The organism is Pseudomonas sp. Au-Pse12, from assembly GCF_021341665.1.
Classification (GTDB): domain Bacteria; phylum Pseudomonadota; class Gammaproteobacteria; order Pseudomonadales; family Pseudomonadaceae; genus Aquipseudomonas.
The window spans coordinates 29,558-55,438 of record NZ_JAJTTH010000015.1 but is presented as its reverse complement, the minus strand read 5'-3'; the positions used below and the strand labels follow the sequence as shown (position 1 = coordinate 55,438).

Here is a 25,881-nt window from a genome sequence, read left to right as displayed (position 1 = left end):
GTTCATGGCCCAAGGTTGAGCTCGGGCACCCGCCCCCCTCTTTCATCAGGACGCATACATGCAGGTAGAAAGTTTCTTCGAGTGGCTTGGCCAGGCCATAGGTTCGGTCATCCGGTTCATCGTCGACCTGCTCAGCGGGTTGTTCAATACCCTGACCCACGCCGGCGGCAACTTCGTCGATGGGCTGGCCCGGGCCCTGGGCATGGACACTTCGATCGTCAGCATCATCGGCCTGATCATCGGCCTGATGTTTCTCTACTGGGCGATCCGCGCCTTCATGCGCGCCTCGATCATCCTCGGCATCGTCTGGCTGGTGCTGGGCCTCTGGCTGCTGAGCTGGATCATCCACTGACCCGTCTGCAATCGCTCGGCGCATCCCGGCGCCGGGGCTACAATGCCCGCTCTCGCAAGGAGCCTGCATGTCCCCGATTACCGATTGGCGTCACCGCCCCACCCATCGCCGGGTCTGGGCCCTGGCTGCGCCGATGATCCTGTCGAACATTTCCGTGCCCCTGGTGGCCCTGGTGGACAGCACGGTCATCGGCCACCTGCCCCACGCCCATCAATTGGGCGCCGTGGCGGTCGGCGCCAGCCTCTATACCTTTCTCGCCTGGGCCATGGGCTTCCTGCGCATGGGCGCCACCGGTTTCGCCGCCCAGGCCGCCGGACGCGGCGACGGTGCGGCGCTGCGCCAGATCCTGCTTCAGGGCCTGCTGCTGGCCATGGGCCTGGCGCTGCTGCTGGGGGCCATCGGCGTGCCGCTGAGCGGCGCGGCCCTGCACCTGATGCAGCCTTCGGCGGAACTGGACCAGATGACCCGGAGCTTTTTCCACACCCGCCTGCTGGGCCTGCCCGCGGCCCTGGCCAGCTTCGCCCTGGTGGGCTGGTTCCTCGGCACCCAGAACGCCCGGGCACCGCTGGCCATCCTGCTCAGCACCAACGTGCTGAACATCGCCCTCAACCTGTGGTTCGTCCTCGGCCTGGACTGGGGCGTGGTGGGTTCGGCGCGGGCCTCGGTGATCGCCGAATGGAGTGGCGCGCTGATCGGCCTGGCCATGACCCGCCCGGCCCTGCGCGCCTATCCGGGGCAGATCGCCTGGGCGGCATTGCGCCGCTGGCAGAGCTGGCGCCCGCTGCTGGCGGTGAACCGCGACATTTTCATCCGCAGCCTGGCCCTGCAATCGGTGTTTTTCCTGATTACCGTGCAGGGCGCGCGCCTGGGCGATGCCACGGTGGCGGCCAATGCCCTGCTGCTCAACGGCCTGCTGCTCACGGCCCACGCCCTGGATGGCCTGGCCCACGCGGTGGAGGCGCTGTGCGGCCACGCCATTGGCGCCCATGACCGCCCGGCCCTGCGCCGTTCGCTGGTGGTGGCCGGTGGCTGGTCGCTGCTGGCCAGCCTGGGGTTCGCCGCGCTGTTCCTGCTCGGTGGTCACCTGTTCATCGAAATGCAGACCGACATCGCCGATGTGCGCCAGACCGCCTTTACCTACCTGCCCTACCTCGCCGTGCTGCCCTTGATCGCGGTCTGGAGCTACCTGCTCGATGGCCTGTTCATCGGCGCCACCCGGGCCCGGGAAATGCGCAACGGCATGCTCCTGACCGTGCTCCTGCTGCTGCCCTTCGCCTGGGCCCTGCAAGGCCTGGGCAACCACGGCCTGTGGCTGAGCTTCCTGCTGTTCATGCTCCTGCGCAGCCTGACCCTGGGCGCCTTCGCCTGGCACCTGAAACAACGCGACGGCTGGTTCGCCGGCGCTCACTGAGCCGGCGACGCTTCGACAAAGCCGCTGACCCGCTCCAGCACCGGGGCCAGCCCGCGCAACGGCCGGGACAAGGCGGCCAGCAGAGTCGCGTGGCCGGGGCGGGCAAAGTAGAACTCCTGCACCGGCACCCCGGCGGCCCGCAACTTGTTGGCCAGGCCGCCGGTGTTGCGCTGCGGGTTGACCAGCGAGTCTTGATTGGCGGCTATCAGCAGCGCCGGCGGCGCTCCCTGGCTGACATGATTGATCGGTTGCGAATCCGCCGGCGAGTCGGGGTAGAAAAAGACCGGCCGTACCTCGGTGTTGCGAATGGGCAGGAAATCATAGGGCCCGGCCAGGCCGATCCAGCCCTTGATGATCCGCGGGCTCAGCCCGACCTGCGCCAGCCAGCGCGAGTCCAGGGCCAGCATCGCCGCGTTGTAGGCACCGGAACTGTGGCCCATCAGGTACAGGCGCTGGGTCGCGCCGCCAAATCCGCCGATGTGCTCATGAGTCCAGGCCACGGCCCGGGCCCCGTCTTCGAGAAATGCCGGATAGCGCACCTGGGGATACAGCCGGTAGTCCGCGATGACCACCACCATGCCGCGGGAAGCCAGCGCCTCGCCGACAAAGTCGTAGTCGCTGCGCGAGCCGCTGTTCCAGCTGCCGCCGTAGAAGAACACCACCACCGGAGCCCCCCGAACCGCCTGCCGCGGCTGGTAGATATCGAGCTTCTGCCGCGGATCACTGCCGTAGGCAATGCCCCGGGTCTTGATGAAGGTGCTGCCGGGCGTCAGGGAATTGAGCACCTTGAGCGGCGAGCAGGCCGCCAGCAGGCCGATCAACAGACCACCGAACAACAGCCGCCAAACGCTGCGTGGGGTATTGCTCATCGCCGTCTCCCTGATGTCGCCCGCCACGGACAACTGTGTTCAGGCTAGCTGCAATGGCTGAACCGCAGGCAAAAAAAACCCACCGCATGCGGTGGGTTTTCGCGGTTCGCGCTGACTGTCAGGACGACAGGTAGGACGAACGGGTCAGGCCCAGGCGCAGTGCGTCGAGGAACTGGGTCCGCTCGGCGGTGCTGATCTTGGCGCTGGCCACTTTATCGCGGTAGTGAGTCATCAACTCCTCCGGCGACAAGTGCACGTAGCGCAGCATGTCTTCGATGGTGTCGTGGGTCTCGATCCCGGCGTGGTACACGCTGCCGTTGGCCCGCTGGTAGATGTTCACCGAGTCGGTGTCGCCGAACAGGTTGTGCATGTCACCGAGGATTTCCTGGTAGGCGCCCACCAGGAAGATCCCCAGCAGGTAGTCCTCGCCCTCGTTGAGGCCGTGCACCGGCAGGCTGGTCTCGATGCTCTGCTCGTCGACGTACTGCTTGATCTTGCCGTCGGAGTCGCAGGTCAGGTCTTGCAGCACCGCGCGACGCAGCGGCTCTTCGTCCAGACGGTGCAGCGGCAGAATCGGCAGCACCTGGCCGATGGCCCAGGTGTCCGGCAGGCTCTGGAACACCGAGAAGTTGCAGATGTACTTGTCCGCCAGCTTGTCGTTGAGTTCGTCCAGCACCTGGCGGTGGGAACGCTGGCGCGCCTTCAGCGAGTTGTGCAGGCGCCGGCACACGGCGAAGTAGCACTGCTCGGCCAGGGCTTTCTCGGCCAGGGTCAGCTTGCCGTCGGCATACTGGGCAGCGACGTCACTCATGTAGTGCGTGGCGCGCCAGTAGGTTTCGGTGACCATCTCGATGTCGGTCGGGCCCAGCAGGTCCACCAGCCATTGCACGGTTTCCGGCAGCTCTTCCTTGTTGTCGATCTTCGGCACGTCGTCGTTGTGCTTCTCGACGTCGGTCACCTGCACCACCAGCATGGCGTGGTGGGCGGTCAGGGAACGGCCGCTCTCGGAGAAGATGTGCGGGTGCGGCAGGTTCTGCGCATCGCAGAATTCCTTGAGCATGCCCACCACCACGCCGGCGTAGTCGTCCATGTCGTAGTTGATCGAGCTGGCGTTGCGCGAGTGGGTGCCGTCGTAGTCCACGCCCAGGCCGCCACCGACGTCGATGTGATCCACGGGCAAGCCGAGGTTGCGCAGTTCGCCGTAGTAGCGGATGGCTTCCTTGAAACCGTGCTGGTAGTCCGCCAGGTTGGCGATCTGCGAGCCCATGTGGAAGTGCAGCAGGCGGATACCCTGGTCCAGGCCGGCGGCGCGGAAGCGCTCCACCACCGACAGCAGTTGCGCCGCCGACAGGCCGAACTTGGACTTTTCACCGCCGGTGTCGGCCCACTTGCTCGATGCCAGGGACGACAGGCGCACCCGCAGGCCGACCTGTGGCTTGACCTTGAGCGAGGCGGCTTCCTCGATCACCAGGCCCACCTCGGATTCTTTCTCGATCACGATGAACACGTTGTGGCCGAGCTTCTGGCCCATCAGCGCCAGGCGGATGAACTCACGGTCCTTGTAGCCGTTGCAGACGATGGTGCCGCCCTTCGGCGCCAGGGCCAGGACCGCCAGCAGCTCCGGCTTGGAACCGGCTTCCAGGCCGATGGAGACGTTCTGGGTGGCGATGATGTTCTCGATCACCGCTTCCTGCTGGTTGACCTTGATCGGGTACAGCGCGGTGTACTTGCTCTGGTATTCCAGGCGCCCGATGTTGGCGTCGAAAGCGCCGGTCAGCTGGCGCACGCGGTCCTGGAGGATGTCCGGGAAGCGCACCAGCAAAGGCAGGGACAAACCGCTCTTGCGCAGCTCCTCGACCTGCTCGAACAGATCGATGGGCAAACTGCTCGGGCCGTTCGGACGAACTTCGACGCGACCGGCGTCATTGATCGCGAAATACCCGGCCCCCCAATGGCGAATTCCGTAGACACTGCGGCTGTCCGCAACTGTCCATTGGCTGCCATCGTCTTTACGTGTGCGTCGTACGGACATCGAAGTCCCCTATAAAGAAGTCATAGAGCGCCGCCCCACTCCAGGGCTGGCGCAGTCTAAAGAATGAAAATGACGATTAGCCTGCAAGCGCAATAGACCGCGCCCACAGTGCCGAGTTTAGAAACCGTTCATGAACAGGCTCTGTGAAAACCATGGAGACGACGCTGGCGTCCTGAGCGAGTCAAGACAGGGTCCAGTCACAGGTGGTTTTCACAGAGGCTGCTAGCCGCCGGACTTCTTCGCCTTGAAACCGTGCTTGGCCAGTTCAGCCAAGAGTAGCTCGACATGGTCGCCCTGGATTTCAATGACGCCGTCTTTCAGGGCGCCACCGGTGCCACAGCGTTTCTTCAAGGTGGTCGCCAGTTCCTTGAGGGCGTCTTCGGCCAGGGGCACGCCGGTGATGGTGGTCACCGTCTTGCCGCCACGGCCCTTGCTTTCGCGACGCACGCGAGCAATGCCGTCGCCGGCCGGAATCACGGTTTGTTTGCAGATACAGGCGGCCACCGGCTGGCTACAGTCCGGGCAATGTCGACCTGCGTCGGTGGAAAACACCAGGCCACCAAGGGCGGCGAAGGATGCGGCTTTTTTGGCCACCGGCAATCCTCTTGGGAGGACAAAGACTGGTCGAAGCACATGGCGGTGCCATCGACCGCGAAGCCCCACTCAGGCAGGGGCAGCGCTACTGAACCGGGGTAGCCCGGTTCAGCTTGAAAAGTCGCGCAGTGTAACGGCAAAAAGCCCGGTTGCTAAGAGCCAATCAGCGTCAATTTATGCAACTTTAACGACGTCGCGCCAGATAGCGTTGCAAGGCGGCCAGCGAGTCCGGGCAATAGGGCTTTTGGTGGATTTCCTGGAGCACCTGATCCAGCGGAATGAAGCGTGCTTCGAGGACTTCTTCCGGCTGCAGGCGCAGCGGGCCATCCCATACGGCACTGAACGCCGAACACCAGAGGCGGTTGCCGGTGTCCTCGAAAAAGAAGTGATCGTGAGCGGTCAGTTCGACGCCGCTCACCCCCAACTCCTCTTCCAGTTCCCGGGCGGCGGACTCGGCATAGCTTTCAGTCGCCAGGACCATGCCGCCGGCGGCAACGTCCCAATAACCCGGGTAGATGGCTTTGCTCAAGGTGCGCCGGTGCACGCACAGCTCACCGGCGGAATTGAACAGCATGATGTAGGTGCCTCGCCCGATCAGGCCGCGCTCGCGCAGCTCGGAACGGACCATGGCCCCCAGCAACTGGTCTTCGCCATCGACCCAGGCAATCTGTTCAGCGTCGGAGGCGGCGCGGTGCGCCGCCTCTTTATCGGTTGCGACCATGGATCAGCCTTGATTGAGCAGTTGACGCAAGTCGATGACCGCCGCGTTGGCCCGGGAAATGTAGTTGGCCATCACCAGCGAGTGGTTGGCCAGCACGCCGAAGCCGCTGCCGTTGAGGATCATCGGGCTCCAGACCGGCTCCTGGGAAGCTTCCAGCTCGCGAATGATCTGGCGCACGCTGACGGTGGCATTCTTCTTCGCCAGCACGTCGGCGAAGTCCACCTCGATGGCCCGCAACAGGTGCGACAGCGCCCAGGCCTGGCCACGGGCTTCGTAGAACACGTTGTCGATCTGCATCCATGGGGTTTCCTCAAGCTCTTCATCGACCTGAGGCACCTGGCCGGGAGCGACCACTTCGGTTTTCAGGGCGGTGTTGAGCTTGACCCGGCCAACGCTGGCCGACAGGCGCTGGGACAGCGAACCCAGGCGCGTGCCGACATCACCCAGCCAGTTGTTCAGGTTGTCGGCACGGGCATAGAACTGCGCGGTCTTCTGGTTCGGATCGGACAGGCGTGCCTGATAGCGGCTCAGGGAGTTGATGCCGTCCTGATATTCCGACTCGCTGGACGGCAGCACCCAGCTCTTGTTGTCGAAGTTGAAGCGCGGCTCGGCCTTGGCCAGGTCGGCGTCCTCGGCGGACTGCGACTGGGAACGGGCGAAGTCCTTGCGCAGGGCGCGAGTCAGGTCGCGGACCTGGACCAGCACGCCGTATTCCCAGCTCGGCATGTTGTCCATCCACAGGCCTGGCGGAAAACGGTCGTTGGAGATATAGCCACCCGGTTTGTCGAGCAAGGTGCCGGCCACGGTCTTGAGGGTTTCCACCGTGGTGTAGCCCACCACCATTTGCCGGCCTTCCTTCTCGGCGGCGATCTGGGCGTTCTGCTGGACCGGGAACAGCGCCGGCTCCTGGCTCCAGTACCAACCCAGGGCACCGGTCACCAACAGATACAGACCCAGCAAGGTCGCCAGGGCTCGACTGAACAGCAGGCCACCGAAATAGCTGCGTGTCGCCGACTTGGGTTGGGCAGCACGATCCGGCGCGCTGCCCGCGCGATTCTTCCAATCCAGCATGGCTATGTCCTTTCAATCACTTGGGTTCATCGGTTCGACCACAACCCTACTCCATCGTGCCTTGCCTTGACGGGTTAAATCTTCCGGCAAATGCGCGTCGCGCAATGATTGCGAATCAGTCGGTCACTATAAATGAAGCACAGTCCAGAACCTATGCGACCAGTCAGTCAGGAACTGAATAACGTCGCTTTGCACATTATTGACGTACGACACTCATGGGACGCAAAAGTGGTGCTAGCATAGAGCCACCAGTCGATCTCAGCATGCACCCTAACTAGTAGTCAGGATATGACCGAGCCAGAAGACCCCAGCCGTGAGCGCCTCAAGCACCACTTTGCCCAGCGGGTAATTCATCAGGCACGTCAGATTCTTGAGATATGGCAGCGTCTGCAACGCAGCGAATGGTCCACCACCGACATGTCGGAGCTGTGCGAAGCCAACCTGCGCCTGCTGCGGTTCGCCGAACGCTTCGAGCAGCCCGAACACACGCAACTGGCCCGCAGCATCAGCCAATCCCTGGAAGCCGTGGATGCCAACCGCGGTCGCCTGAGCAGCACCCTGATCACCGATCTCAACCGCCTGATGCAACGCCTGTCGCGCACCGGCCTGCGCCACGGCGACCAGCTGGAACAAACCTTCCTGCCACCGTTGCGCAAACCGATCTACGTGATGCTGCAGGATCACGACCGCGCCGAGCGCCTGGCCAAGCAGCTGGAATTCTTTGGCCTCAGCGCCCAGTCCCTGGACAGCATTGCGGCCTTTCGCTCATCCATGGTCGAACGCCTGCCAGCGGCCATCGTCATCGATGTCGACTTCTGCGGTGCCGGCATGGGCCTGACCCTGGCCGCCGAGGCCCAGGTCGGCCTGGAGCAGAAACTCCCGTTGCTGTTCTTCAGCCTGCATGAAACCGATACCCCTACCCGCCTGGCCGCCGTGCGCGCCGGCGGCCAGGAGTTCCTCACCGGCACCCTGGAAGCCTCCAGCCTGCTGGAAAAGATCGAAGTGCTGACCTGCGTCGCCCAGTACGAACCCTATAAAGTGCTGATCATCGACGACTCCCGGGCCCAGGCGTTGCACACCGAGCGCCTGCTCAACAGCGCCGGCATCGTCACCCGCACCCTGATCGAGCCGATCCAGGCCATGGCCGAGCTGGCGGACTTCCAGCCGGACCTGATCATCCTCGACATGTACATGCCGGCCTGCACCGGCACCGAGCTGGCCAAGGTGATCCGCCACAACGACCGCTACGTCAGCGTGCCGATCATCTACCTGTCCGCCGAGGACGACCTGGACAAGCAGCTGGACGCGATGAGCGAAGGCGGTGACGACTTCCTGACCAAGCCGATCAAGCCGCGGCACCTGATCACCACCGTGCGCAACCGCGCGGCCCGCGCCCGCAACCTCAAGGCGCGGATGGTCCGCGACAGCCTTACCGGCCTGTACAACCACACCCATATCCTGCAATTGCTGGAAGACTGTAGCTTCCGCGCCCGCCGCGAAAACAAGCCGCTGAGCTTCGCCATGCTCGATATCGACCACTTCAAGCGGGTCAACGACAGCCACGGCCACCCCATGGGCGACCGGGTGATCAAGAGCCTGGCGCTGTTTCTCAAGCAGCGCCTGCGCAAGACCGACTTCATCGGCCGCTACGGCGGCGAGGAATTCGCCATCGTCATGCCCGACACCGACCAGGACGCCGCCTGCAAGGTGCTCGACGAAATCCGCCAGCGCTTTGCCGAGATCCACTACCCGGCCCAGCCCCAGGACCTGTGGTGCACCTTCAGCGCCGGAGTGGTGGAGATGCAGGAAGACTCCGACAGCTTGATGATGGCCAGCCAGGCCGACGAAGCGCTGTACCGCGCCAAGCACGGCGGCCGCAACCGGGTGCAGGCCGCGCGGCAATCAAGTCAAAGTGCCACCTTTTCATCCGAATCCACTGATTCGGTCATAACCTTGTAATACAAACGCAATAAATTCAGGCGCTTACCATTTTCGCCGTTGGTAGAGCCCTGATGCGCCTGAAGCTGCTGACCAATCTCAATACCCTGCTGCTCGTTGCCGTTTGCCTCGCCCTGGGGGCAACACTGTGGTGGTCGCAACGGGCCCTGGAACGCCCCTATCTATTAATGGAGCGTTACCTGGGGCTGTCCCAGCAGTTTCAAAACCAAGTGGCGCGCAACATCGAAGACTATCTGGCCAGCGGCGATGCCCTGCGCCTGAGCGGCGCGACCCAGGCCCTGGAAGCCCTGCAGGGCGAGCTCGGCGAACTGCCGCCGCCGCTGGCGCAAAGCCTGCGCCCGAGCCTGGCCAGCCTCGACGACTTCAGCAAGAGCGACCTGCTGGCGGCCGGCAAACTGGCAGGCGATCCTCAGGCGCTGCTGTTGCAGGCCGAGCGGGAACTGGGCGCCAACCTGGAACAACTCAGCCAATACGCCAGCGGGGCCCAGAACCCGAACGCGGCCCACTACCTGCCGCTGTTGCTTAGCGCCGCGCAACACCTGGGCAAATTGTCCCTGGCCCGGGACAAGCTGGTGAGCAGCGGCCGCAGCGAACTGGCCGCCGATGTCGAACGCGAGGTGAACAACATCCGGGCCCAGGCCGACCAGCTTGAAGCCCTGCCTTTATTAGGCGTGGCCGCCAGCAGCGAATCCGGCACCGATGATTTCGCCGCCATGATGGGCCTGGAAAATACCCAGAAGAGCGCCGCCGAAGATGCCGGCATCGGTTTCAAGCGCGAGCTCAACAGCCTGCTCAGCCGCTACCCGGCGGAACTTGAGCGCACCCGCGAACAGATCCAGAAACGCGCCGACCTGAGCGCCGCCACCCTGCTGAAGATCACCGCCGTGCGCCAGGCCATCGCCGAGCTGGAACCGGCGGTGCGCGCCCAACACGGGCAGATCCAGGGCGAAGTGCGCGTGATGCAGGGGCTGATGATCGGCCTGATCCTGCTGATTGCCCTGGTGATCGACACCTTGCAACGCAAGCTGGCCCGGGTCCTGACCAACCTTGCCCCGGCGCTGTCGATCTGGGCCGAAGGCGACTTCAGCCGGCCGATCCAGCTGGGCAAGACCAACCACGAACTGCACGCCATCGAAGAATCCCTGAACCGTCTGCGCGCCTATCTGGTGGACCTGGTGGGCACCATTCGCCAAAACGCCGAGCAAGTGGCCGGTAGCAGCCGCGCCCTCGCCGACCTCAGCAGCGGCCTGCACAGCGGGGCCGAACGCCAGGCCGGCGACACCGCGCAGATTCGCGATGCGCTGGGCGAACTGGAAGCCACCATCCAGCAGGTCGCCGGCGATGCCAGCCAGGCTGCCGATGCCAGCCGCAGTGCTGGCCTCGCGGTGCAGCAGGGGCAGAAAGTCATCGGCCTGAGCCTGACCGGGCTGCATGCGCTTGTAGGGGAAGTCCAGGGCAACGCGCAGATGATCGAGCACCTGGCGCAAGAATCCGCCACCATCGGCGGCGTGCTGACGGTGATTCGCTCGATTGCCGACCAGACCAACCTGCTGGCCCTCAATGCCGCCATCGAAGCCGCCCGCGCCGGGGAAATGGGCCGCGGCTTTGCCGTGGTCGCCGAAGAGGTGCGCTCCCTGGCCCAGCGTACCGCCGGCGCCACAGCGGAAATCCAGACCCTGATCGCCGGCCTGCAGACGGCCGCGCAACAATCGGTACAAGGCATGCGCGCCCAGGTCGAGCACGCCGAGGCCACCGCCGGCCAAGCCCAGGCGGCCGACGGTGCGCTGGACGAAATCGTCGGGGCGATCCAGACCATTGCCGATACCGCGGTGCGAATTGCCGACGTCACCGCCCAGCAGAGCGGCGCGGTCAGCGAGATCCGCGACCACAGCGAACGCATTCATCAGCTGGGTGGCGACAACCTGCTGCGCATCGGCAAAGGCCGGGCCCAGGGCGAAAACCTGCTGGACCTGGGCGGCCAACTGCATACCGCGGTGCAGGCCTTCCGCGTCTGAGCCTGTTCCACCGCCCGCCGTCGCTGCCGACCGGGCCAAGTCCGGCCGGCCTTCCGCTCTTGGGGTCGCCACGGATCATGGCGAAAGATCGCAGCGGCCGGCAGCCCTTATCAGCGCAACATCGGCGAAATCGACGCCAACCACTGCAGTGTTCCCTTCTTGCGGGCAAATGACCGGATTTAATCAGTCGGTCACATATTTTGCGCAAACATCGGTCATCGTGCTGGCTATTGCCGAGAACTGGACAGTCATAAAGTCTTTCCGGCATAGTCGCCGGGTTCTGACAACAGCCCCCCCGATAACAAGGAACGACCGATGGCCACCCTACTGGTTCTTCACGGACCCAACCTGAACCTGCTTGGCACCCGTGAACCGGGGGTCTACGGTGCAACCACTCTGGCCCAGATCAACCAGGATCTGGAGCAGCGGGCCCGTGATGCCGGGCACCATCTGCAGTATTTGCAGAGCAACGCCGAGTACGAATTGATCGAACGCATCCACGCCGCCCGCGATGAAGGCGTGGACTTCATTTTGATCAATCCAGCAGCTTTTACGCATACAAGCGTCGCATTACGTGACGCGCTGCTGGCGGTGAGCATCCCATTCATCGAAGTGCATTTGTCCAACGTGCACAAACGCGAAGCTTTCCGTCATCACTCCTACTTCTCCGATGTTGCGGTGGGAGTGATCTGCGGCCTTGGCGCCAGCGGTTACCGACTGGCCCTGGAGGCCGCCCTAGAACAGCTTGAACGACAGGCAGAAGCTTGAACGACAAGCGATAAACGCCCCTGACCGACCCTTGGGAGTTGATGATTCATGGATATCCGTAAAGTTAAGAAACTGATCGAACTGCTGGAAGAGTCCGGCATCGATGAGCTGGAGATCAAGGAAGGCGAAGAGTCCGTACGCATCAGCCGTCACAGCAAGACTCCAGCCCAGCAGTACTACGCACCGGCTCCGGTTGCCGCTCCAGTGGCTGCACCGGCCGCTGCCGCTCCTGCCGCTGCCGCAGCGCCTGCCGCCCCAGCCGCACCTGCGCTGAACGGCACCGTGGCCCGTTCGCCAATGGTCGGTACGTTCTACCGCAAGTCTTCGCCTACCTCGCCAGCCTTCGTTGAAGTCGGCCAGAGCGTGAAGAAAGGCGACACCCTGTGCATCGTCGAAGCGATGAAGATGATGAACCACATCGAAGCTGAAACCAGCGGTGTGATCGAATCCATTCTTGTCGAAGACGGCCAGCCGGTTGAGTACGACCAACCGCTGTTCACCATCGTTTGAACCGCGGAGAGTCTTTGATGTTGAAGCCTGCGAAGTTGGAAAAAGTCCTGATCGCCAACCGCGGCGAAATCGCCCTGCGGATCCTGCGTGCCTGCAAGGAAATGGGGATCAAGACCGTAGCCGTCTACTCCAAGGCCGACAAGGAGCTGATGCACCTGGGCCTGGCGGACGAATCGGTATGCATCGGCCCTGCGCAAGCCGCGCAGTCCTACCTGCACATCCCGGCCATCATCGCGGCCGCTGAAGTCACTGGCGCCACGGCGATCCACCCTGGCTACGGCTTCCTCGCGGAAAACGCCGACTTCGCCGAACAGGTGGAAAACTCCGGCTTCGCCTTCATCGGCCCGAAAGCCGAGACCATCCGCCTGATGGGCGACAAGGTTTCCGCCAAGCACGCGATGATCGCGGCTGGCGTTCCTACGGTTCCAGGTTCCGACGGCCCGCTGCCGGAAGACGAAGAAACCGCCCTGCGCATTGGCCGTGAAGTCGGCTACCCGGTGATCATCAAGGCCGCTGGCGGCGGCGGTGGTCGCGGCATGCGCGTGGTGCACAAGGAAGAAGACCTGATCGCCTCGGCGAAACTGACCCGCTCCGAAGCCGGCGCGGCGTTCGGCAACCCGATGGTCTATCTGGAGAAGTTCCTGACCAACCCACGTCACGTGGAAGTCCAGGTGCTGTCCGACGGCCAAGGCAACGCCATCCACCTGGGTGACCGCGACTGCTCGCTGCAGCGCCGGCACCAGAAGGTCCTCGAAGAAGCGCCGGCACCGGGCATCGACGAGACCGCTCGCCAGGAAGTGTTCGCTCGCTGCGTCAAGGCGTGCATCGACATCGGCTACCGCGGTGCCGGTACGTTCGAGTTCCTGTACGAGAATGGCCGCTTCTACTTCATCGAGATGAACACTCGCGTGCAGGTAGAGCACCCGGTATCGGAAATGGTCACCGGCATCGACATCGTCAAGGAAATGCTCAGCATTGCCGCTGGCAACAAGCTGTCGTTCACCCAGGACGACGTCGTGATCCGCGGCCACGCGCTGGAATGCCGGATCAACGCCGAAGACCCGAAAACCTTCATGCCTAGCCCAGGCACGGTCAAGCATTTCCATGCCCCGGGCGGCAACGGCGTGCGCGTCGATTCGCACCTGTACAGCGGTTATGCGGTTCCACCGAACTACGATTCGTTGATCGGCAAGCTGATCACCTACGGGGCGACCCGTGACGAAGCCATGGCGCGCATGCGCAATGCGCTGGACGAAATCGTCGTCGACGGAATCAAGACCAACATCCCGCTGCACCGCGACCTGACCCGTGACGAAGGCTTCTGCAAAGGGGGCGTGAACATTCACTACCTCGAGCACAAGCTGGCCGAGCAACACTGATCGGCACCCGCCACACCGACAAGGCCGCTTTCGAGCGGCCTTGTCGTATCCGCCCCCACAGCCCTGCAGGAGCGAGCGTGCTCGCGAACCGCGCAGCGGCCATTCCCTGATCAACCGCCATCGCGACCCAGCACTCGGCATCCCCCCTCGCCCCCAGGGGGCGTCTCGCGTAAACTTGCGCGCTTCTCGCGGCCCGCTAGGCTGCACATCACATATTTTCAAAGGTGCCCGCCATGCCTTGGCTGCAAGTCCGTCTCGCCATCAGCCCAGAACAAGCCGAAACCTACGAAGACGCTTTTCTTGAAGTCGGTGCCGTCTCGGTCACCTTCATGGACGCCGAGGATCAGCCGATCTTCGAGCCCGAACTGAACACCACTCCGCTGTGGTCCCACACCCACCTGCTGGCGCTGTTCGAGGGCGGCACCGAAGCCGCCAGCGTGCTCGCCCACATGGAGTTGCTGACCGGCAGCCCGCTGCCCGAGCACCACAGCGAAGTCATCGAAGACCAGGACTGGGAACGCAGCTGGATGGACAATTTCCAGCCGATGCGCTTCGGCCAGCGCCTGTGGATCGTTCCCAGCTGGCACGCCGCGCCGGAACCGGAAGCCGTCAACCTGCTGCTCGACCCGGGCCTGGCGTTCGGCACCGGCACCCACCCGACCACCGCACTGTGCCTGGAGTGGCTGGACAGCCAGGACCTGAAGGGCTGCAACGTGCTGGACTTCGGCTGCGGCTCGGGAATCCTGGCCATCGCTGCCCTGTTGCTGGGCGCCAAGCAAGCGGTCGGCACCGATATCGACGTGCAGGCGCTCGAAGCCTCCCGCGACAACGCCGGGCGCAACGGCATTGCCGACGAGCTGTTCCCGCTGTACCTGCCCGAGCAACTGCCCCAGGTCCAGGCCGATGTGCTGGTGGCCAACATCCTGGCCGGACCACTGGTGTCCCTGGCCCCGCTGCTCTCGGGCCTGGTCAAGTCCGGCGGGCGCCTGGCGCTGTCCGGGATCCTCGCCGAACAAGGCGAAGAAGTCGCCGCCGCTTATGCCCAGGACTTCGATCTGGATCCGATTGCCACCCTCGATGGCTGGGTGCGCATCACCGGCCGTCGGCGCTAGAATGGCCGCCTGCATAATCCGGATGGCCGCATGACCGACAGTTTCGTCACCCAGTGCCCGCATTGCCAAACCCGATTCCGCGTCAGCCACGCTCAATTGAGCGTGGCCCGCGGAGTGGTTCGCTGTGGCTCCTGCCTGCAGGTGTTCAACGCCGCGCGGCAGTTGCTTGAGCAGCGCGCCGCCAAGGAGGCGGCCACGCAAAAAACCGCCGCCAAGCCGGTAGCGCCGCCGGTTGCTCCAGCGGCTGTCGTGGCGCCGGCACCTGCGGCGACGAAAACCGATCTGCCGCCGCCGGCTCCCGCCACGCCTCAGCGAGCCATCAGCCAGAAACAATGGTCGGCCGCCGAGATGGACCTGGATCACCTGGACCTCGACGAAGAACTGGCCAAGCTCGAACAGCGCGAGATCCAGCCGGCCAAGGCCTTTGGCCAGGAGCGCGAACACAAGGAAGGCAGCCTCAGCGCCCGCCGCGACGCTCAGGACGCCGATGAGGCGAACTGGCCGGACGGCTTGTTCGGCAGTGCCGCCGAGCAGGACGAGGGCGAACCCTCGCCCCTCAAGGTGCCACCGAGCGACACCGAGGCCAGCCCGGAACCGCTCAAGCCCAGCCGCACCGAGCCGTCGCTGTCGTTCAACCTGGCGGATCTGGATGACGAGCCTCGGGCGCCAAGACTGCGCCTGGATGACGACCTGGAACCCCTGGAGCCGCACTCCCCTGTCGAGCAGCTCGAACAGGACGACGAACCCGAACCCGCCGCCCCAGGCAAGAAGCGCCGTGAACGCAACGAGCCGGGGGTCAAGGAAGACGTGCTGCTGGACCTGGTGGACGACCCGATCCACCTCGACTGGCAAAAGCGTCGCTCGCCCTGGGGCCGGCGCCTGCTCTGGCTGCTACTGATCCTGTTGGCCGCCGGCGGCCTGGTGGGACAATATGTCGCCTATCACTTCGATGAGCTGGCGCGCCAGGATCAGTACCGCCCTTGGTTCCAGCAACTGTGCCCGGAGTTTGGCTGTACGGTGCCATCCCGGGTGGATATCGCCCGAATCAAGAGCAGCAACCTGGTGGTACGCAGCCACCCGGAATTCAGCGGCGCCCTGGTGGTGGACGCCATCATCTACAACCGTGCGCCCTTCTCCCAACCCTTCCCGCTGCTGGAGCTGCGTTTTGCCGACCTCAACGGCCACTTGATCGCCAGCCGCAGCTTCAAACCCGGGGAATACCTGGGCGGTGATTTGCAGGATGTCGCGGAAATGCCGCCGCAGACGCCTATTCACATCGCCCTGGATATTCTCGACCCCGGACCGAAAGCCGTGAACTACAGTCTGAGCTTCCACTCGCCCGAGTGAATCACCCACACAAGCTGACGGATAACTCTGGATTGACGACAGATTTATGACTGTATCGCTCAGATTGATCCCCGGGCGATAACGGAAGAACTGTTCAGATTTTATCCAATTCAGCCTTTATCCGGTCATCGAGAGCGGGTATCATGCCAACCCTTTTTCGAACTCTCATGATCCGGCCCCACAACAGGGAAGTCCTATGTCGGCGGTACGCATCGGCCCATACACAGTGCATAACGGTTTGATTCTCGCCCCGATGGCGGGGGTGACAGACCAGCCCTTTCGTCAGCTTTGCAAGCAATTGGGCGCGGGCCTTGTAGTCTCGGAAATGGTCACCAGCGACATGAGCTTGTGGAACAGCCGCAAATCGCGGTTGCGCATGATCCACGAAGGCGATCCCGAGCCGCGCTCGGTACAGATTGCCGGTGGCGATGCACAGATGCTGGCAGACGCCGCCCGCGCCAACGTCGAGTTGGGCGCACAGATTATTGATATCAACATGGGTTGCCCGGCGAAGAAGGTCTGCAACAAGGCTGCCGGCTCCGCGTTGCTGAAAGATGAAGCCCTGGTCAACGAGATTCTCCAGGCGGTGGTGGCCGCGGTGGATGTACCGGTCACCCTGAAGATCCGCACCGGCTGGGACCGGGAGCACAAGAACGGCCTGACGGTGGCGAAGATCGCCGAACAGGCAGGCATTACGGCACTGGCGGTCCACGGTCGGACCCGGGCCGACCTGTACACCGGTGAAGCCGAGTACGACACCATTGCCGCGATCAAGCAGGCGGTGTCGATTCCGGTCTTTGCCAATGGCGATATCGACTCGCCCGAGAAGGCCCGGCGGGTATTGCACGCCACCGGCGCCGACGGGCTGTTGATCGGCCGGGCCGCCCAGGGGCGGCCATGGATTTTTCGTGAAATCGAACACTTCCTGACGACCGGTGAAACCCTCCCGGCGCTGGAGCTGTTCGAGGTGGAACGTATTCTGCTAGAGCACCTGGCCGCGCTGCATGCCTTCTATGGGGATGTCATGGGCGTACGCATTGCGCGCAAGCATGTGGGCTGGTATCTCGCAACCCTGCCGGGCGCCAGGGAGTTTCGCGCCCACTTCAATCGTTTGGAAGATACGGAAGCACAATGCGCCAACGTTCGTGAGTTCTTCGCCGGACGTTACAAGAGCCTGGAAACAGGGGACGGAGAGGGGGTGGCCGCATGACGATGATGACCGAGACTTTAGTGAGTGGAACAACACCCGTGAGCGACAACGTGAATTTGAAACAGCACCTCAATACCCCCAGCGAAGAAGGCCAGACCCTTCGCGGGAGTGTCGAGAAGGCGCTGCACAATTATTTCGCCCACCTTGAGGGCGCTGCCGTCACGGACGTGTACAACCTGGTGCTCTCCGAAGTCGAGGCTCCGTTGCTCGAAAGCGTGATGAACTACGTCAAGGGCAACCAGACCAAGGCCAGCGAACTCCTGGGCCTGAACCGCGGCACCCTGCGCAAGAAACTCAAGCAGTACGATTTGCTGTAAGCATTCAATCAAACCAGAAAGGCGCCCGCGTAAAAAACGGTCGCCTTTTTTGCTGACTCCTTTGCTTTTGATGGAAATTGAGATGACCGACCAGACTACCCGCCTGCCGATCCGCCGCGCCTTGATCAGTGTTTCCGACAAGACCGGGATCCTCGAATTCGCCAAGGAACTGGAAGCCCTTGGTGTGGAGATCCTCTCCACCGGCGGGACCTTCAAGCTGCTGCAGGACAACGGCGTGTCCGCAGTGGAAGTCGCGGATTACACCGGTTTCGCGGAAATGATGGACGGCCGGGTGAAGACCCTGCACCCGAAAATCCACGGCGGTATCCTCGGTCGTCGCGGCATCGACGATGCCATCATGAACGAGCACGGGATCAAGCCGATCGATCTGGTGGCGGTCAACCTCTACCCCTTCGAGGCCACCATTTCCAAGCCCGGCTGCGACCTGCCGACCGCCATCGAGAACATCGACATCGGCGGCCCGACCATGGTCCGCTCGGCGGCCAAGAACCATAAGGACGTGGCCATCGTGGTCAACGCCAGCGACTACGCCGGCGTCCTCGAAAGCCTCAAGGCCGGCGGCCTGACCTACGCCCAGCGTTTCGACCTGATGCTCAAGGCCTTCGAACACACCGCGGCCTACGACGGCATGATTGCCAACTACATGGGCACCGTGAACCAGGCCGCTGAAACCCTCAGCACAGAAGGTCGCAGCGAATTCCCGCGGACCTTCAACAGCCAGTTCATCAAGGCCCAGGAAATGCGCTACGGCGAGAACCCGCACCAGAGCGCGGCGTTCTACGTGGAAGCCAAGCCGGCCGAAGTCGGCATCGCCACCGCCACCCAGCTGCAAGGCAAGGAGCTGTCCTACAACAACGTCGCCGACACCGACGCCGCCCTGGAATGCGTGAAGAGCTTCGTCAAGCCGGCCTGCGTCATCGTCAAGCACGCCAACCCGTGCGGCGTGGCGGTCAGCCCGGACGCTGAAGGCGGCATTCGCCAGGCCTATGAACTGGCCTACGCCACCGACACCGAATCGGCCTTCGGCGGCATCATCGCCTTCAACCGCGAACTGGATGCTGAAACCGCCAAAGCCATCGTCGAGCGTCAGTTCGTCGAAGTGATCATCGCCCCGTCGGTGAGCGAAGAAGCCCGCGCCATCGTCGCCGCCAAGGCCAACGTGCGCCTGCTGGCCTGTGGCGAGTGGTCGGCTGACCGCGCTGCCGCCTGGGACTACAAGCGCGTCAACGGCGGCCTGCTGGTGCAGAGCCGTGATATCGGCATGATCAGCGCCGATGACCTGAAAGTGGTGACCAAGCGCGCCCCGACCGAGCAAGAGATCAACGACCTGATCTTCGCCTGGAAAGTCGCCAAGTACGTTAAATCCAACGCCATCGTCTACGCCAAGAACCGCCAGACCATCGGTGTCGGCGCCGGCCAGATGAGCCGCGTGAACTCCGCGCGCATCGCCGCCATCAAGGCCGAGCACGCCGGCCTGCAGGTAGCGGGTTCGGTGATGGCCTCCGACGCGTTCTTCCCGTTCCGCGACGGCCTGGACAACGCCGCCAAGGTCGGCATCACCGCCGTGATCCAGCCAGGCGGCTCGATGCGTGATGCCGAAGTAATTGCTGCTGCCGACGAAGCCGGCATTGCCATGGTGTTCACCGGCATGCGCCACTTCCGTCACTAACAGCAGCCACAAGCATCAAGCTGCAAGCGACAAGCCAGAGCCGACCGCAGTCGCCCTTGCTTGCACTTGCAGCCTTTCTCATTCAAAGCCGCACGCTGCACTTCAGAGCGACCCAGATTGCTCTTCACTTGCAGCTTGCGGCTTGTAGCTTCCTCCGAAGGAGTCTGACTTGAACGTTTTGATCATTGGTAGCGGCGGTCGTGAACACGCTCTGGCCTGGAAAGTCGCTCAGGACCCACGGGTTCAGAAAGTGTTCGTCGCCCCGGGCAACGCCGGTACCGCCATCGAAGCCAAGTGCGAGAACGTCGCCATCGACGTCCTGGCCCTGGAGCAACTGGCCGATTTCGCCGAGAAGAATGTGTCGCTGACCATCGTCGGCCCGGAAGTGCCGCTGGTGGCCGGTGTGGTCGACCTGTTCCGCTCCCGTGGCCTGGACTGCTTCGGTCCGACGGCCGGTGCGGCGCAGCTGGAAGGTTCGAAAGCCTTCACCAAGGATTTCCTCGCGCGCCACAAGATCCCGACCGCCGATTACCAGAACTTCACCGAGATCGAGCCGGCGCTGGCCTACCTGCGTGAGAAAGGCGCACCGATCGTGATCAAGGCCGACGGCCTGGCGGCCGGTAAAGGCGTGATCGTCGCCATGACCCTGGCCGAAGCCGAGGACGCCGTGCGCGACATGCTGGCCGGCAATGCCTTCGGCGACGCCGGCTCCCGCGTGGTGATCGAAGAGTTCCTCGACGGCGAGGAAGCCAGCTTCATCGTCATGGTCGACGGCAAGAACGTCCTGCCCATGGCCACCAGCCAGGACCACAAGCGCGTCGGCGACGGCGACACTGGCCCCAATACCGGTGGCATGGGCGCTTACTCGCCAGCACCGGTGGTCACCGCCGAAGTGCACCAGCGGGTCATGGACCTGGTGATCTGGCCGACCGTGCGCGGCATGGCCGAGGAAGGCAACGTCTACACCGGCTTCCTCTACGCCGGGCTGATGATCGACAAGGCCGGCAACCCGAAAGTCATCGAGTTCAACTGCCGCTTCGGCGACCCGGAAACCCAGCCGGTGATGCTGCGCCTGCAATCGAGCCTGGTGCTGCTGGTGGAAGCCGCCCTGGCCCAGGCCCTGGACAAGGTCGAAGCGCAATGGGACCCCCGCCCGAGCCTGGGTATCGTTCTGGCGGCCGGCGGCTACCCTGGTGACTACGCCAAGGGCGCGGCCATTACGGGCCTGGACGCCGCGGCCGCACTGGAAGGCAAGGTGTTCCATGCCGGTACCGCGCTCAAGGATGGCCAGGTCGTGACCTCCGGCGGCCGGGTACTGTGCGCCACCGCCATGGGCGACAGCGTTGATGCGGCCCAGCAGCAGGCCTACCGCCTGGCGGCCGAGATCGACTGGCAGGGCTGCTTCTACCGCAAGGATATCGGCTACCGTGCCATTGCCCGCGAGCGTGGCCAGGAATAAAGCGTTGAGTGACGGCGGCAAGGGCCTCGCGCCCTTGTCGTGCGGTCTTTACGCCGCGCATAGTTATAATCAGGCTTCAACCAACGAAGGGATTTCGCCGTGCGCTGGCTCCGGATTGCCCTAGGCTTCACCGTCACCTTGCTGACCCTGCTCTGCTTGAACCCGGCCCTGGCCGCTCAAGGCAGTGGCTGGGCGGTTTTGCTCGACGAACAGGCCAGCCTGCAGCTCAGTGACATCCGCTCCCCGCGCTACACCAACCAGTTCAGCCCGATCGAACTGGACAAACTCACCGCTGCCGAGCCCGATGGCGCTCTGTGGCTACGCTTCAGGCTCCAGCCGGGAACCCACGAGCAGATCCTGCGGATCTTCGCCCCCGACCTGTCCCACCTGAACCTCTACGTGCTCGAAGGCGACAAGCTGATCGAGCAAGTGAACACCGGCTCCAGCCAGCCGCAAGCGCAAAAGCCCCTGCCCAGCAGCGATTTCATGCTGCCGCTGCCGCAAAGCGCCAAGCCGCTGGAGGTTTATGTACGCCTGGTGTCGGAACACGAACTGCGTCCCTACATCACCCTGCAAGCGGCCGTGATAGGCGCCGCCGACCAGAGCCAGACACTGATCTACGGCCTGCTCTTCGGCTGCCTGGCGATGCTGATCCTGCACAACCTCACGCGCTTCGCCTACACCCGCTCGCGCAGCAGCCTGTGGCTGGCGGCCTGCGAGGGCCTGCTGACCCTCAGCCTGCTGATGCTGCTGAACCTGTTCGGGCCCTGGCTGCCGGACTGGCAGGCGCTGCAGACACCGGGCGCCTATGTCGCCCTGCTGCTGACCGCGCCCTGCGGGATGATGTTCGCCTACCGCTTTTTCGCGCCCCTGGGGCCGCACCCGCTGAACCGCCTGTTGCTGGGCAACATCCTGCTGATCAGCCTGTCCGGTTTGTTGCTGCTGTTCGTCGATACCCTGCCGCTGAACATCATCACCTACGGCCTGGTGGCCATGGCCGGCCTGAGCATGCTGTTCGTCGGCGGCTACCACTGGCACAAGGGCTACCGCCCGGCTCGGCTGTTCGTCACCGCCATGGTGATCTTCAACCTCGGCACCCTGGTGATTCTCCCGGCCCTGCTGGGCCTGACCCTGGTGGCGCCGCAAGGGTTGATCGTCACCCTGCTGAGCGTGGTGTGCATTGCCGGGCTGCTGATGAGCGTTGCCCTCGGCGAGCGCCAGCGCAACATCACCGAGAATCGCTTCAGCGTCAGCCGCGACCTGGCCGCCAGCACCGCCGAGGTCAATGCCAAGGCCGAATTCCTGGCCAAGATCAGCCACGAGATCCGTACCCCGATGAACGGCGTGCTGGGCATGACCGAGCTGCTGCTGGGCACGCCGCTATCGGTCAAGCAGCGTGACTACGTGCAGACCATCCACAGCGCCGGCAACGAGCTGCTGACCCTGATCAACGAGATCCTCGACATCTCCAAGCTGGAGTCCGGGCAGATCGAGCTGGACGACGTGCAGTTCGACCTCAACGCCCTGATCGAAGACTGCCTGAGCATCTTCCGGGCCAAGGCCGAACAGCAGAATGTCGAGCTGATCAGCTTTATCCAGCCCCAGGTGCCACGGGTCATCAGCGGTGACCCGACCCGCCTGCGCCAGGCGCTGCTGAGCCTGCTGGAAAATGCCCTGAAGAAGACCGACGAAGGCGAAGTGCTGATCGTCGTCGCCCTCGACGAACGCAGCAGCAAGCCGCGCCTGCGGATTGCCGTGCAGGACAGCGGCCAGCCGATGGACGCCGAAGAACGCGAGGCGCTGCTGCACACCGAGCTGCACAGCAAGAACTTCCTCGCCACCACGCGCCTGGGCGGCAACCTGGGCCTGGTGATCGCCCGCCAGCTGATCCTGCTGATGCATGGTGAATTCGGCATCAAGAGCGGCACCAACCAGGGCAGCACCCTGTGGCTGACCCTGCCCCTGGACGCCGAGCGCCTGGAGCACCCGACCGCCGACCTCGACGGCCCCCTGCAAGGCGCGCGGGTGCTGGTGGTGGACGACAACGACACCTGCCGCAAGGTCCTGGTGCAGCAATGCAGCGCCTGGGGCCTGAACGTCAGCGCCGTGCCTTCGGGCAAGGAAGCCCTGGCCCTGCTGCGCACCAAGGCGCACCTGCGGGACTACTTCGACGTGGTCCTGCTGGACCAGAACATGCCCGGCATGACCGGCATGCAACTGGCGGCGAAGATCAAGGAAGACCCGAGCCTGAACCACGACATTCTGCTGATCATGCTCACCGGCATCAGCAACGCGCCGAGCAAGGTGATTGCACGCAATGCCGGGATCAAGCGCATCCTCGCCAAGCCCGTGGCCGGCTACACCCTCAAGACTACCCTGGCGGACGAACTCAACCAGCGCGACAAGGCTCCCGCCGCGCCCTACAACATGCCCCTGACCCCAGCCCAAGGCCCTGCTCAGGTCACCGTGCCCAGCGACTTCAGCATCCTGGTGGCCGAGGACAACAGCATCTCCACCAAGGTCATCCGCGGCATGCTCGGCAAGCTCAACCTGCAGCCCGATACCGCCAGCAACGGCGAAGAAGCGCTGCAGGCGATGAAAGCCAAGCGCTACGACCTGGTGCTGATGGACTGCGAAATGCCGGTGCTCGATGGCTTCTCCGCCACTCAGCAACTGCGGGCCTGGGAAGTCGGCAACCAGCGCGTACGCACCCCGGTGGTGGCGCTCACCGCGCACATCCTGGCCGAGCACAAGGAACGCGCGCGCCAGGCCGGCATGGACGGGCACATGGCCAAGCCGGTGGAGCTCTCGCAACTGCGCGAACTGGTGGAGCACTGGGTCACCCAGCGCGACCTGCGCGAACGCAGCGCCGCACACACCAGTTGAGCCGACAGCCCGTGCGGCGCCTGTTAAACTCTCGCTCGCCCTCCTTTAGTCGTGAGCTCCCACCATGCTCCACGTGCTGTTCAGCGTTTACCTGAAGATGCTGGTGCTCTACAGCCCCTTCTTCGTGCTCTCGTGTTTCATCAGCCTGACCCGCGGCTACTCGCTCAAGGAGCGCCGGCGCCTGGCCTGGAAAGTCGCCCTGGCGACCCTGATCTCCAGCGTCCTGCTGTACCTGTTCGGGCGGGTGATCTTCGGTGTGTTCGGCATCACCGTCGACGCCTTCCGCATCGGCGCCGGCAGCGTGCTGTTCATCTCGGCCCTGGGCATGGCCCAGGGCAAGTCGGCGGTGCAGACCGACAACGTGCAGCAGGACGTGACCATCGTCCCGCTGACCATTCCCCTGACCGTGGGCCCGGGGACCATCGGCGCCCTCCTGGTCATGGGCGTCAGCCAGCCGCACTGGGATGACAAGCTCACCGCCATCCTCAGCATCGCCCTGGCCAGCCTCACCGTGGGCGTGGTGCTGTACCTGTCCAACCGCATCGAACGCATCCTCGGCGACCAGGGCTTGCAGATCGTCAGCCGCTTGATGGGGCTGTTCGTCTGCGCCCTGGCGGCGCAGATCATCTTCACCGGGGTCAAAGGCTATCTGGTGCCCTGACACCGGCTCGACCCGGCAGCGGATAAGGAACATCACATGCCCGGCAGTGAAGACCGCCAACTCATCCAGCAGCAATGGCAGGACGAACGCTACCCCAGGGAGAACTCCATCTCTCTGGGCGCTGGCTTCTATTGCCTGTTCGAGCTGCCCCATGAGTATCCCCAACTGATCAACAAGCAGTGGATGCCAGCCTCGGACTACAGCGCCAGCCAGGACTGTGAGGGCCTCGCGGCCCTGGCGCAGTGCGTCGCCAGCACCGGGCCTTGGCAGGCCTGGGCCGGCGAGTGCAGCGCTCATGGCGCCGATGGTTTCCTGTCGTTGCAGGAGAAGGATTCAGGCGCGCTGATCTGGCTGGTGGTCTTGAAGGACAGCAACCCCTTCAACCGGGTCGAGATCCGGCACCGGCACCTTTTTGCCGAATCGACCTCCGGCGTCACAGTGCGGGTCCCTCTTGAGCGCCCCGACCAGTTGACCCTGACTTGGCCCTGACCCTCGCACTCCACAAACCGAGCCCCATGGAAACACTCACCGCCACCACCGCCATCGACCTCCTCAGCCGGCACAGGCTGCCCAATCTCGATGCCGCTGCCCGCGCCTGCCACCTGCTGAACTGGTGGTGGCTGGACAGCGACGACTTCGAGTTCGCGACACTGCCACCCAGCCTGCAGCAACAGTTGAACTCGCAAGCAGAACCCCCGGACGATGCGCGGGACCCGGTCTACGATGCCCTGCTGCTGATCGCCCTGCGCGCCGAATACCGCGGCGTGACCCACCTGTACCTGAGGCGCTGCCTGGGTGAAGCCGGGCTGGGCGACTACGCCGTCAGCGCGGATATCGAGTACCTGGAGGCCTGCCCCTGCTGCGGTTATCGAACCCTCTCGGCACGGGGCGAATACGAGATCTGCGACCTGTGCCAATGGGAAGACGATGGCAGCGAGGCGCTGGATGTGCTGAGCGGGCCCAACCACAAAACCCTGGGCCAGGCCCGGGAACACTTTGCCCGGCAGCAGGACCGCCTGCCCTTGGACAAGTGGCCACACATGACCAAGGACACCCCATGATTCCCCCGCAGTTGATCGCCCTGATCGAAGCCCAGCCCCGCTTCCGCCCGCGCCCCGACACCGCCGAGGTCACCCGAGCACTGGCAACATTAGGGATTGCCCTGGACAGCGAGTTCGCACAGATCTACCTGGCCTACCACCCCGCCGACTTCGAAAGCCGAGCGAGCTACGAAGTACTGATGGATATCGACGGGCCCAGTGAAGAAATCCTGATGTGCACCGAGTTCATTCATGACGTGTGGGAGTTGCCGCAGAACTTTATCGCCTTCACTTCATTGCAGGGCGAAGGCGGCTACTTGCTGGACAAGGACAGCGGCGGCGTCTGGGATTTCGACCTGGGCGACTGGGAGGCTTTTATCGCCGGGCGCATTCCCGCCAGATGGGCCAGCTTCTTCGAATTCATCACCTGGCTGCTGACCGCCAAGGACAAGGACGAGGATGAGTGACCCTGCACGCT

The 25,881-nt window shown here is 63.9% G+C and carries 23 protein-coding genes; 18 read left to right on the top strand and 5 right to left on the bottom strand.

Going from position 1 to position 25,881, the window contains the following annotated elements:
* Positions 1 to 58: 58 nt before the first annotated feature.
* On the top strand, positions 59 to 352 hold the full coding sequence (locus LXM55_RS29780) for a hypothetical protein (protein ID WP_233323697.1): 294 nt from the start codon (positions 59 to 61) through the stop codon (positions 350 to 352).
* Positions 353 to 419: 67 nt separating this feature from the next.
* Entirely contained in the window at positions 420 to 1,763 is a 1,344-nt protein-coding gene (locus LXM55_RS29775; RefSeq protein WP_233323696.1) for an MATE family efflux transporter, read from the top strand.
* Here LXM55_RS29775 and LXM55_RS29770 read toward each other — a convergent pair.
* From LXM55_RS29770 to LXM55_RS29750, 5 genes are all read right to left on the bottom strand, one after another.
* Positions 1,757 to 2,632 (bottom strand): alpha/beta hydrolase, encoded by an 876-nt coding sequence (locus LXM55_RS29770; protein WP_233323695.1) that lies wholly within the window; start codon positions 2,630 to 2,632, stop codon positions 1,757 to 1,759. The genes LXM55_RS29775 and LXM55_RS29770 overlap by 7 nt on opposite strands.
* 118 nt (positions 2,633 to 2,750) lie before the next feature.
* On the bottom strand, positions 2,751 to 4,664 hold the full coding sequence (speA, locus tag LXM55_RS29765; protein ID WP_233323694.1) for an arginine decarboxylase: 1,914 nt from the start codon (positions 4,662 to 4,664) through the stop codon (positions 2,751 to 2,753).
* Positions 4,665 to 4,886: 222 nt separating this feature from the next.
* Positions 4,887 to 5,258, bottom strand: a complete 372-nt coding sequence (locus tag LXM55_RS29760) for a translation initiation factor Sui1 (protein ID WP_233323693.1) — start codon at positions 5,256 to 5,258, stop codon at positions 4,887 to 4,889.
* Between the two features lie 184 nt (positions 5,259 to 5,442).
* Positions 5,443 to 5,979 carry an NUDIX hydrolase gene (locus tag LXM55_RS29755; protein WP_233323692.1) on the bottom strand — a complete coding sequence of 179 codons (537 nt, stop codon included), beginning with the start codon at positions 5,977 to 5,979 and terminating at the stop codon, positions 5,443 to 5,445.
* Positions 5,980 to 5,982: 3 nt separating this feature from the next.
* Positions 5,983 to 7,050: a DUF2333 family protein gene (locus LXM55_RS29750; protein WP_233323691.1), complete on the bottom strand. Its 1,068-nt coding sequence runs from the start codon at positions 7,048 to 7,050 to the stop codon at positions 5,983 to 5,985.
* A 288-nt stretch (positions 7,051 to 7,338) separates the two neighbouring features.
* On the opposite strand from LXM55_RS29750, the gene gcbA reads away from it, so the two are divergent.
* The 16 genes from gcbA to LXM55_RS29670 all read left to right on the top strand — a co-directional run bounded on the left by gcbA (position 7,339) and on the right by LXM55_RS29670 (position 25,870).
* Positions 7,339 to 9,009 (top strand): diguanylate cyclase GcbA, encoded by a 1,671-nt coding sequence (gene gcbA, locus LXM55_RS29745; protein ID WP_233323690.1) that lies wholly within the window; start codon positions 7,339 to 7,341, stop codon positions 9,007 to 9,009.
* A 53-nt stretch (positions 9,010 to 9,062) separates the two neighbouring features.
* On the top strand, positions 9,063 to 11,024 hold the full coding sequence (locus LXM55_RS29740) for a methyl-accepting chemotaxis protein (RefSeq protein WP_233323689.1): 1,962 nt from the start codon (positions 9,063 to 9,065) through the stop codon (positions 11,022 to 11,024).
* 315 nt (positions 11,025 to 11,339) lie between these two features.
* Positions 11,340 to 11,792, top strand: a complete 453-nt coding sequence (gene aroQ / locus LXM55_RS29735) for a type II 3-dehydroquinate dehydratase (RefSeq protein ID WP_233323688.1) — start codon at positions 11,340 to 11,342, stop codon at positions 11,790 to 11,792.
* A 48-nt stretch (positions 11,793 to 11,840) separates the two neighbouring features.
* The gene (gene accB / locus LXM55_RS29730; protein ID WP_015633997.1) at positions 11,841 to 12,302 is read left to right on the top strand and encodes an acetyl-CoA carboxylase biotin carboxyl carrier protein; all 462 of its coding nucleotides are present in this window, start codon (positions 11,841 to 11,843) and stop codon (positions 12,300 to 12,302) included.
* A 17-nt stretch (positions 12,303 to 12,319) separates the two neighbouring features.
* Positions 12,320 to 13,681 (top strand): acetyl-CoA carboxylase biotin carboxylase subunit, encoded by a 1,362-nt coding sequence (accC, locus tag LXM55_RS29725; RefSeq protein ID WP_015633996.1) that lies wholly within the window; start codon positions 12,320 to 12,322, stop codon positions 13,679 to 13,681.
* Positions 13,682 to 13,914: 233 nt separating this feature from the next.
* Positions 13,915 to 14,793, top strand: a complete 879-nt coding sequence (gene prmA / locus LXM55_RS29720; protein ID WP_233323687.1) for a 50S ribosomal protein L11 methyltransferase — start codon at positions 13,915 to 13,917, stop codon at positions 14,791 to 14,793.
* 30 nt (positions 14,794 to 14,823) lie between these two features.
* On the top strand, positions 14,824 to 16,140 hold the full coding sequence (locus tag LXM55_RS29715; protein WP_233323686.1) for a DUF3426 domain-containing protein: 1,317 nt from the start codon (positions 14,824 to 14,826) through the stop codon (positions 16,138 to 16,140).
* 196 nt (positions 16,141 to 16,336) lie between these two features.
* Positions 16,337 to 17,350, top strand: coding sequence for a tRNA dihydrouridine synthase DusB (dusB, locus tag LXM55_RS29710; RefSeq protein ID WP_233323685.1), 1,014 nt, complete (start codon positions 16,337 to 16,339; stop codon positions 17,348 to 17,350).
* A complete protein-coding gene (gene fis / locus LXM55_RS29705) occupies positions 17,347 to 17,667 on the top strand; it encodes a DNA-binding transcriptional regulator Fis (protein WP_003186237.1) in 321 nt (106 codons plus the stop codon). The genes dusB and fis overlap by 4 nt, the downstream gene beginning before the upstream one ends.
* Before the next feature lie 82 nt (positions 17,668 to 17,749).
* Complete coding sequence (gene purH, locus LXM55_RS29700) at positions 17,750 to 19,357, top strand: bifunctional phosphoribosylaminoimidazolecarboxamide formyltransferase/IMP cyclohydrolase (protein WP_233323684.1); 1,608 nt, start codon at positions 17,750 to 17,752, stop codon at positions 19,355 to 19,357.
* A gap of 169 nt (positions 19,358 to 19,526) precedes the next feature.
* Positions 19,527 to 20,816, top strand: a complete 1,290-nt coding sequence (gene purD / locus LXM55_RS29695; protein WP_233323683.1) for a phosphoribosylamine--glycine ligase — start codon at positions 19,527 to 19,529, stop codon at positions 20,814 to 20,816.
* Positions 20,817 to 20,915: 99 nt separating this feature from the next.
* Positions 20,916 to 23,702: a hybrid sensor histidine kinase/response regulator gene (locus tag LXM55_RS29690; protein WP_233323682.1), complete on the top strand. Its 2,787-nt coding sequence runs from the start codon at positions 20,916 to 20,918 to the stop codon at positions 23,700 to 23,702.
* Between the two features lie 64 nt (positions 23,703 to 23,766).
* Positions 23,767 to 24,363, top strand: coding sequence for a MarC family protein (locus LXM55_RS29685; protein WP_233323681.1), 597 nt, complete (start codon positions 23,767 to 23,769; stop codon positions 24,361 to 24,363).
* A 36-nt stretch (positions 24,364 to 24,399) separates the two neighbouring features.
* On the top strand, positions 24,400 to 24,852 hold the full coding sequence (locus tag LXM55_RS29680; protein ID WP_233323680.1) for a hypothetical protein: 453 nt from the start codon (positions 24,400 to 24,402) through the stop codon (positions 24,850 to 24,852).
* A 26-nt stretch (positions 24,853 to 24,878) separates the two neighbouring features.
* Positions 24,879 to 25,424, top strand: coding sequence for a CPCC family cysteine-rich protein (locus tag LXM55_RS29675; protein WP_233323679.1), 546 nt, complete (start codon positions 24,879 to 24,881; stop codon positions 25,422 to 25,424).
* Entirely contained in the window at positions 25,421 to 25,870 is a 450-nt protein-coding gene (locus LXM55_RS29670) for an SMI1/KNR4 family protein (protein ID WP_233323678.1), read from the top strand. Before LXM55_RS29675 ends, LXM55_RS29670 begins: the two co-directional genes overlap by 4 nt.
* The last annotated feature ends 11 nt before the right edge of the window (positions 25,871 to 25,881 follow it).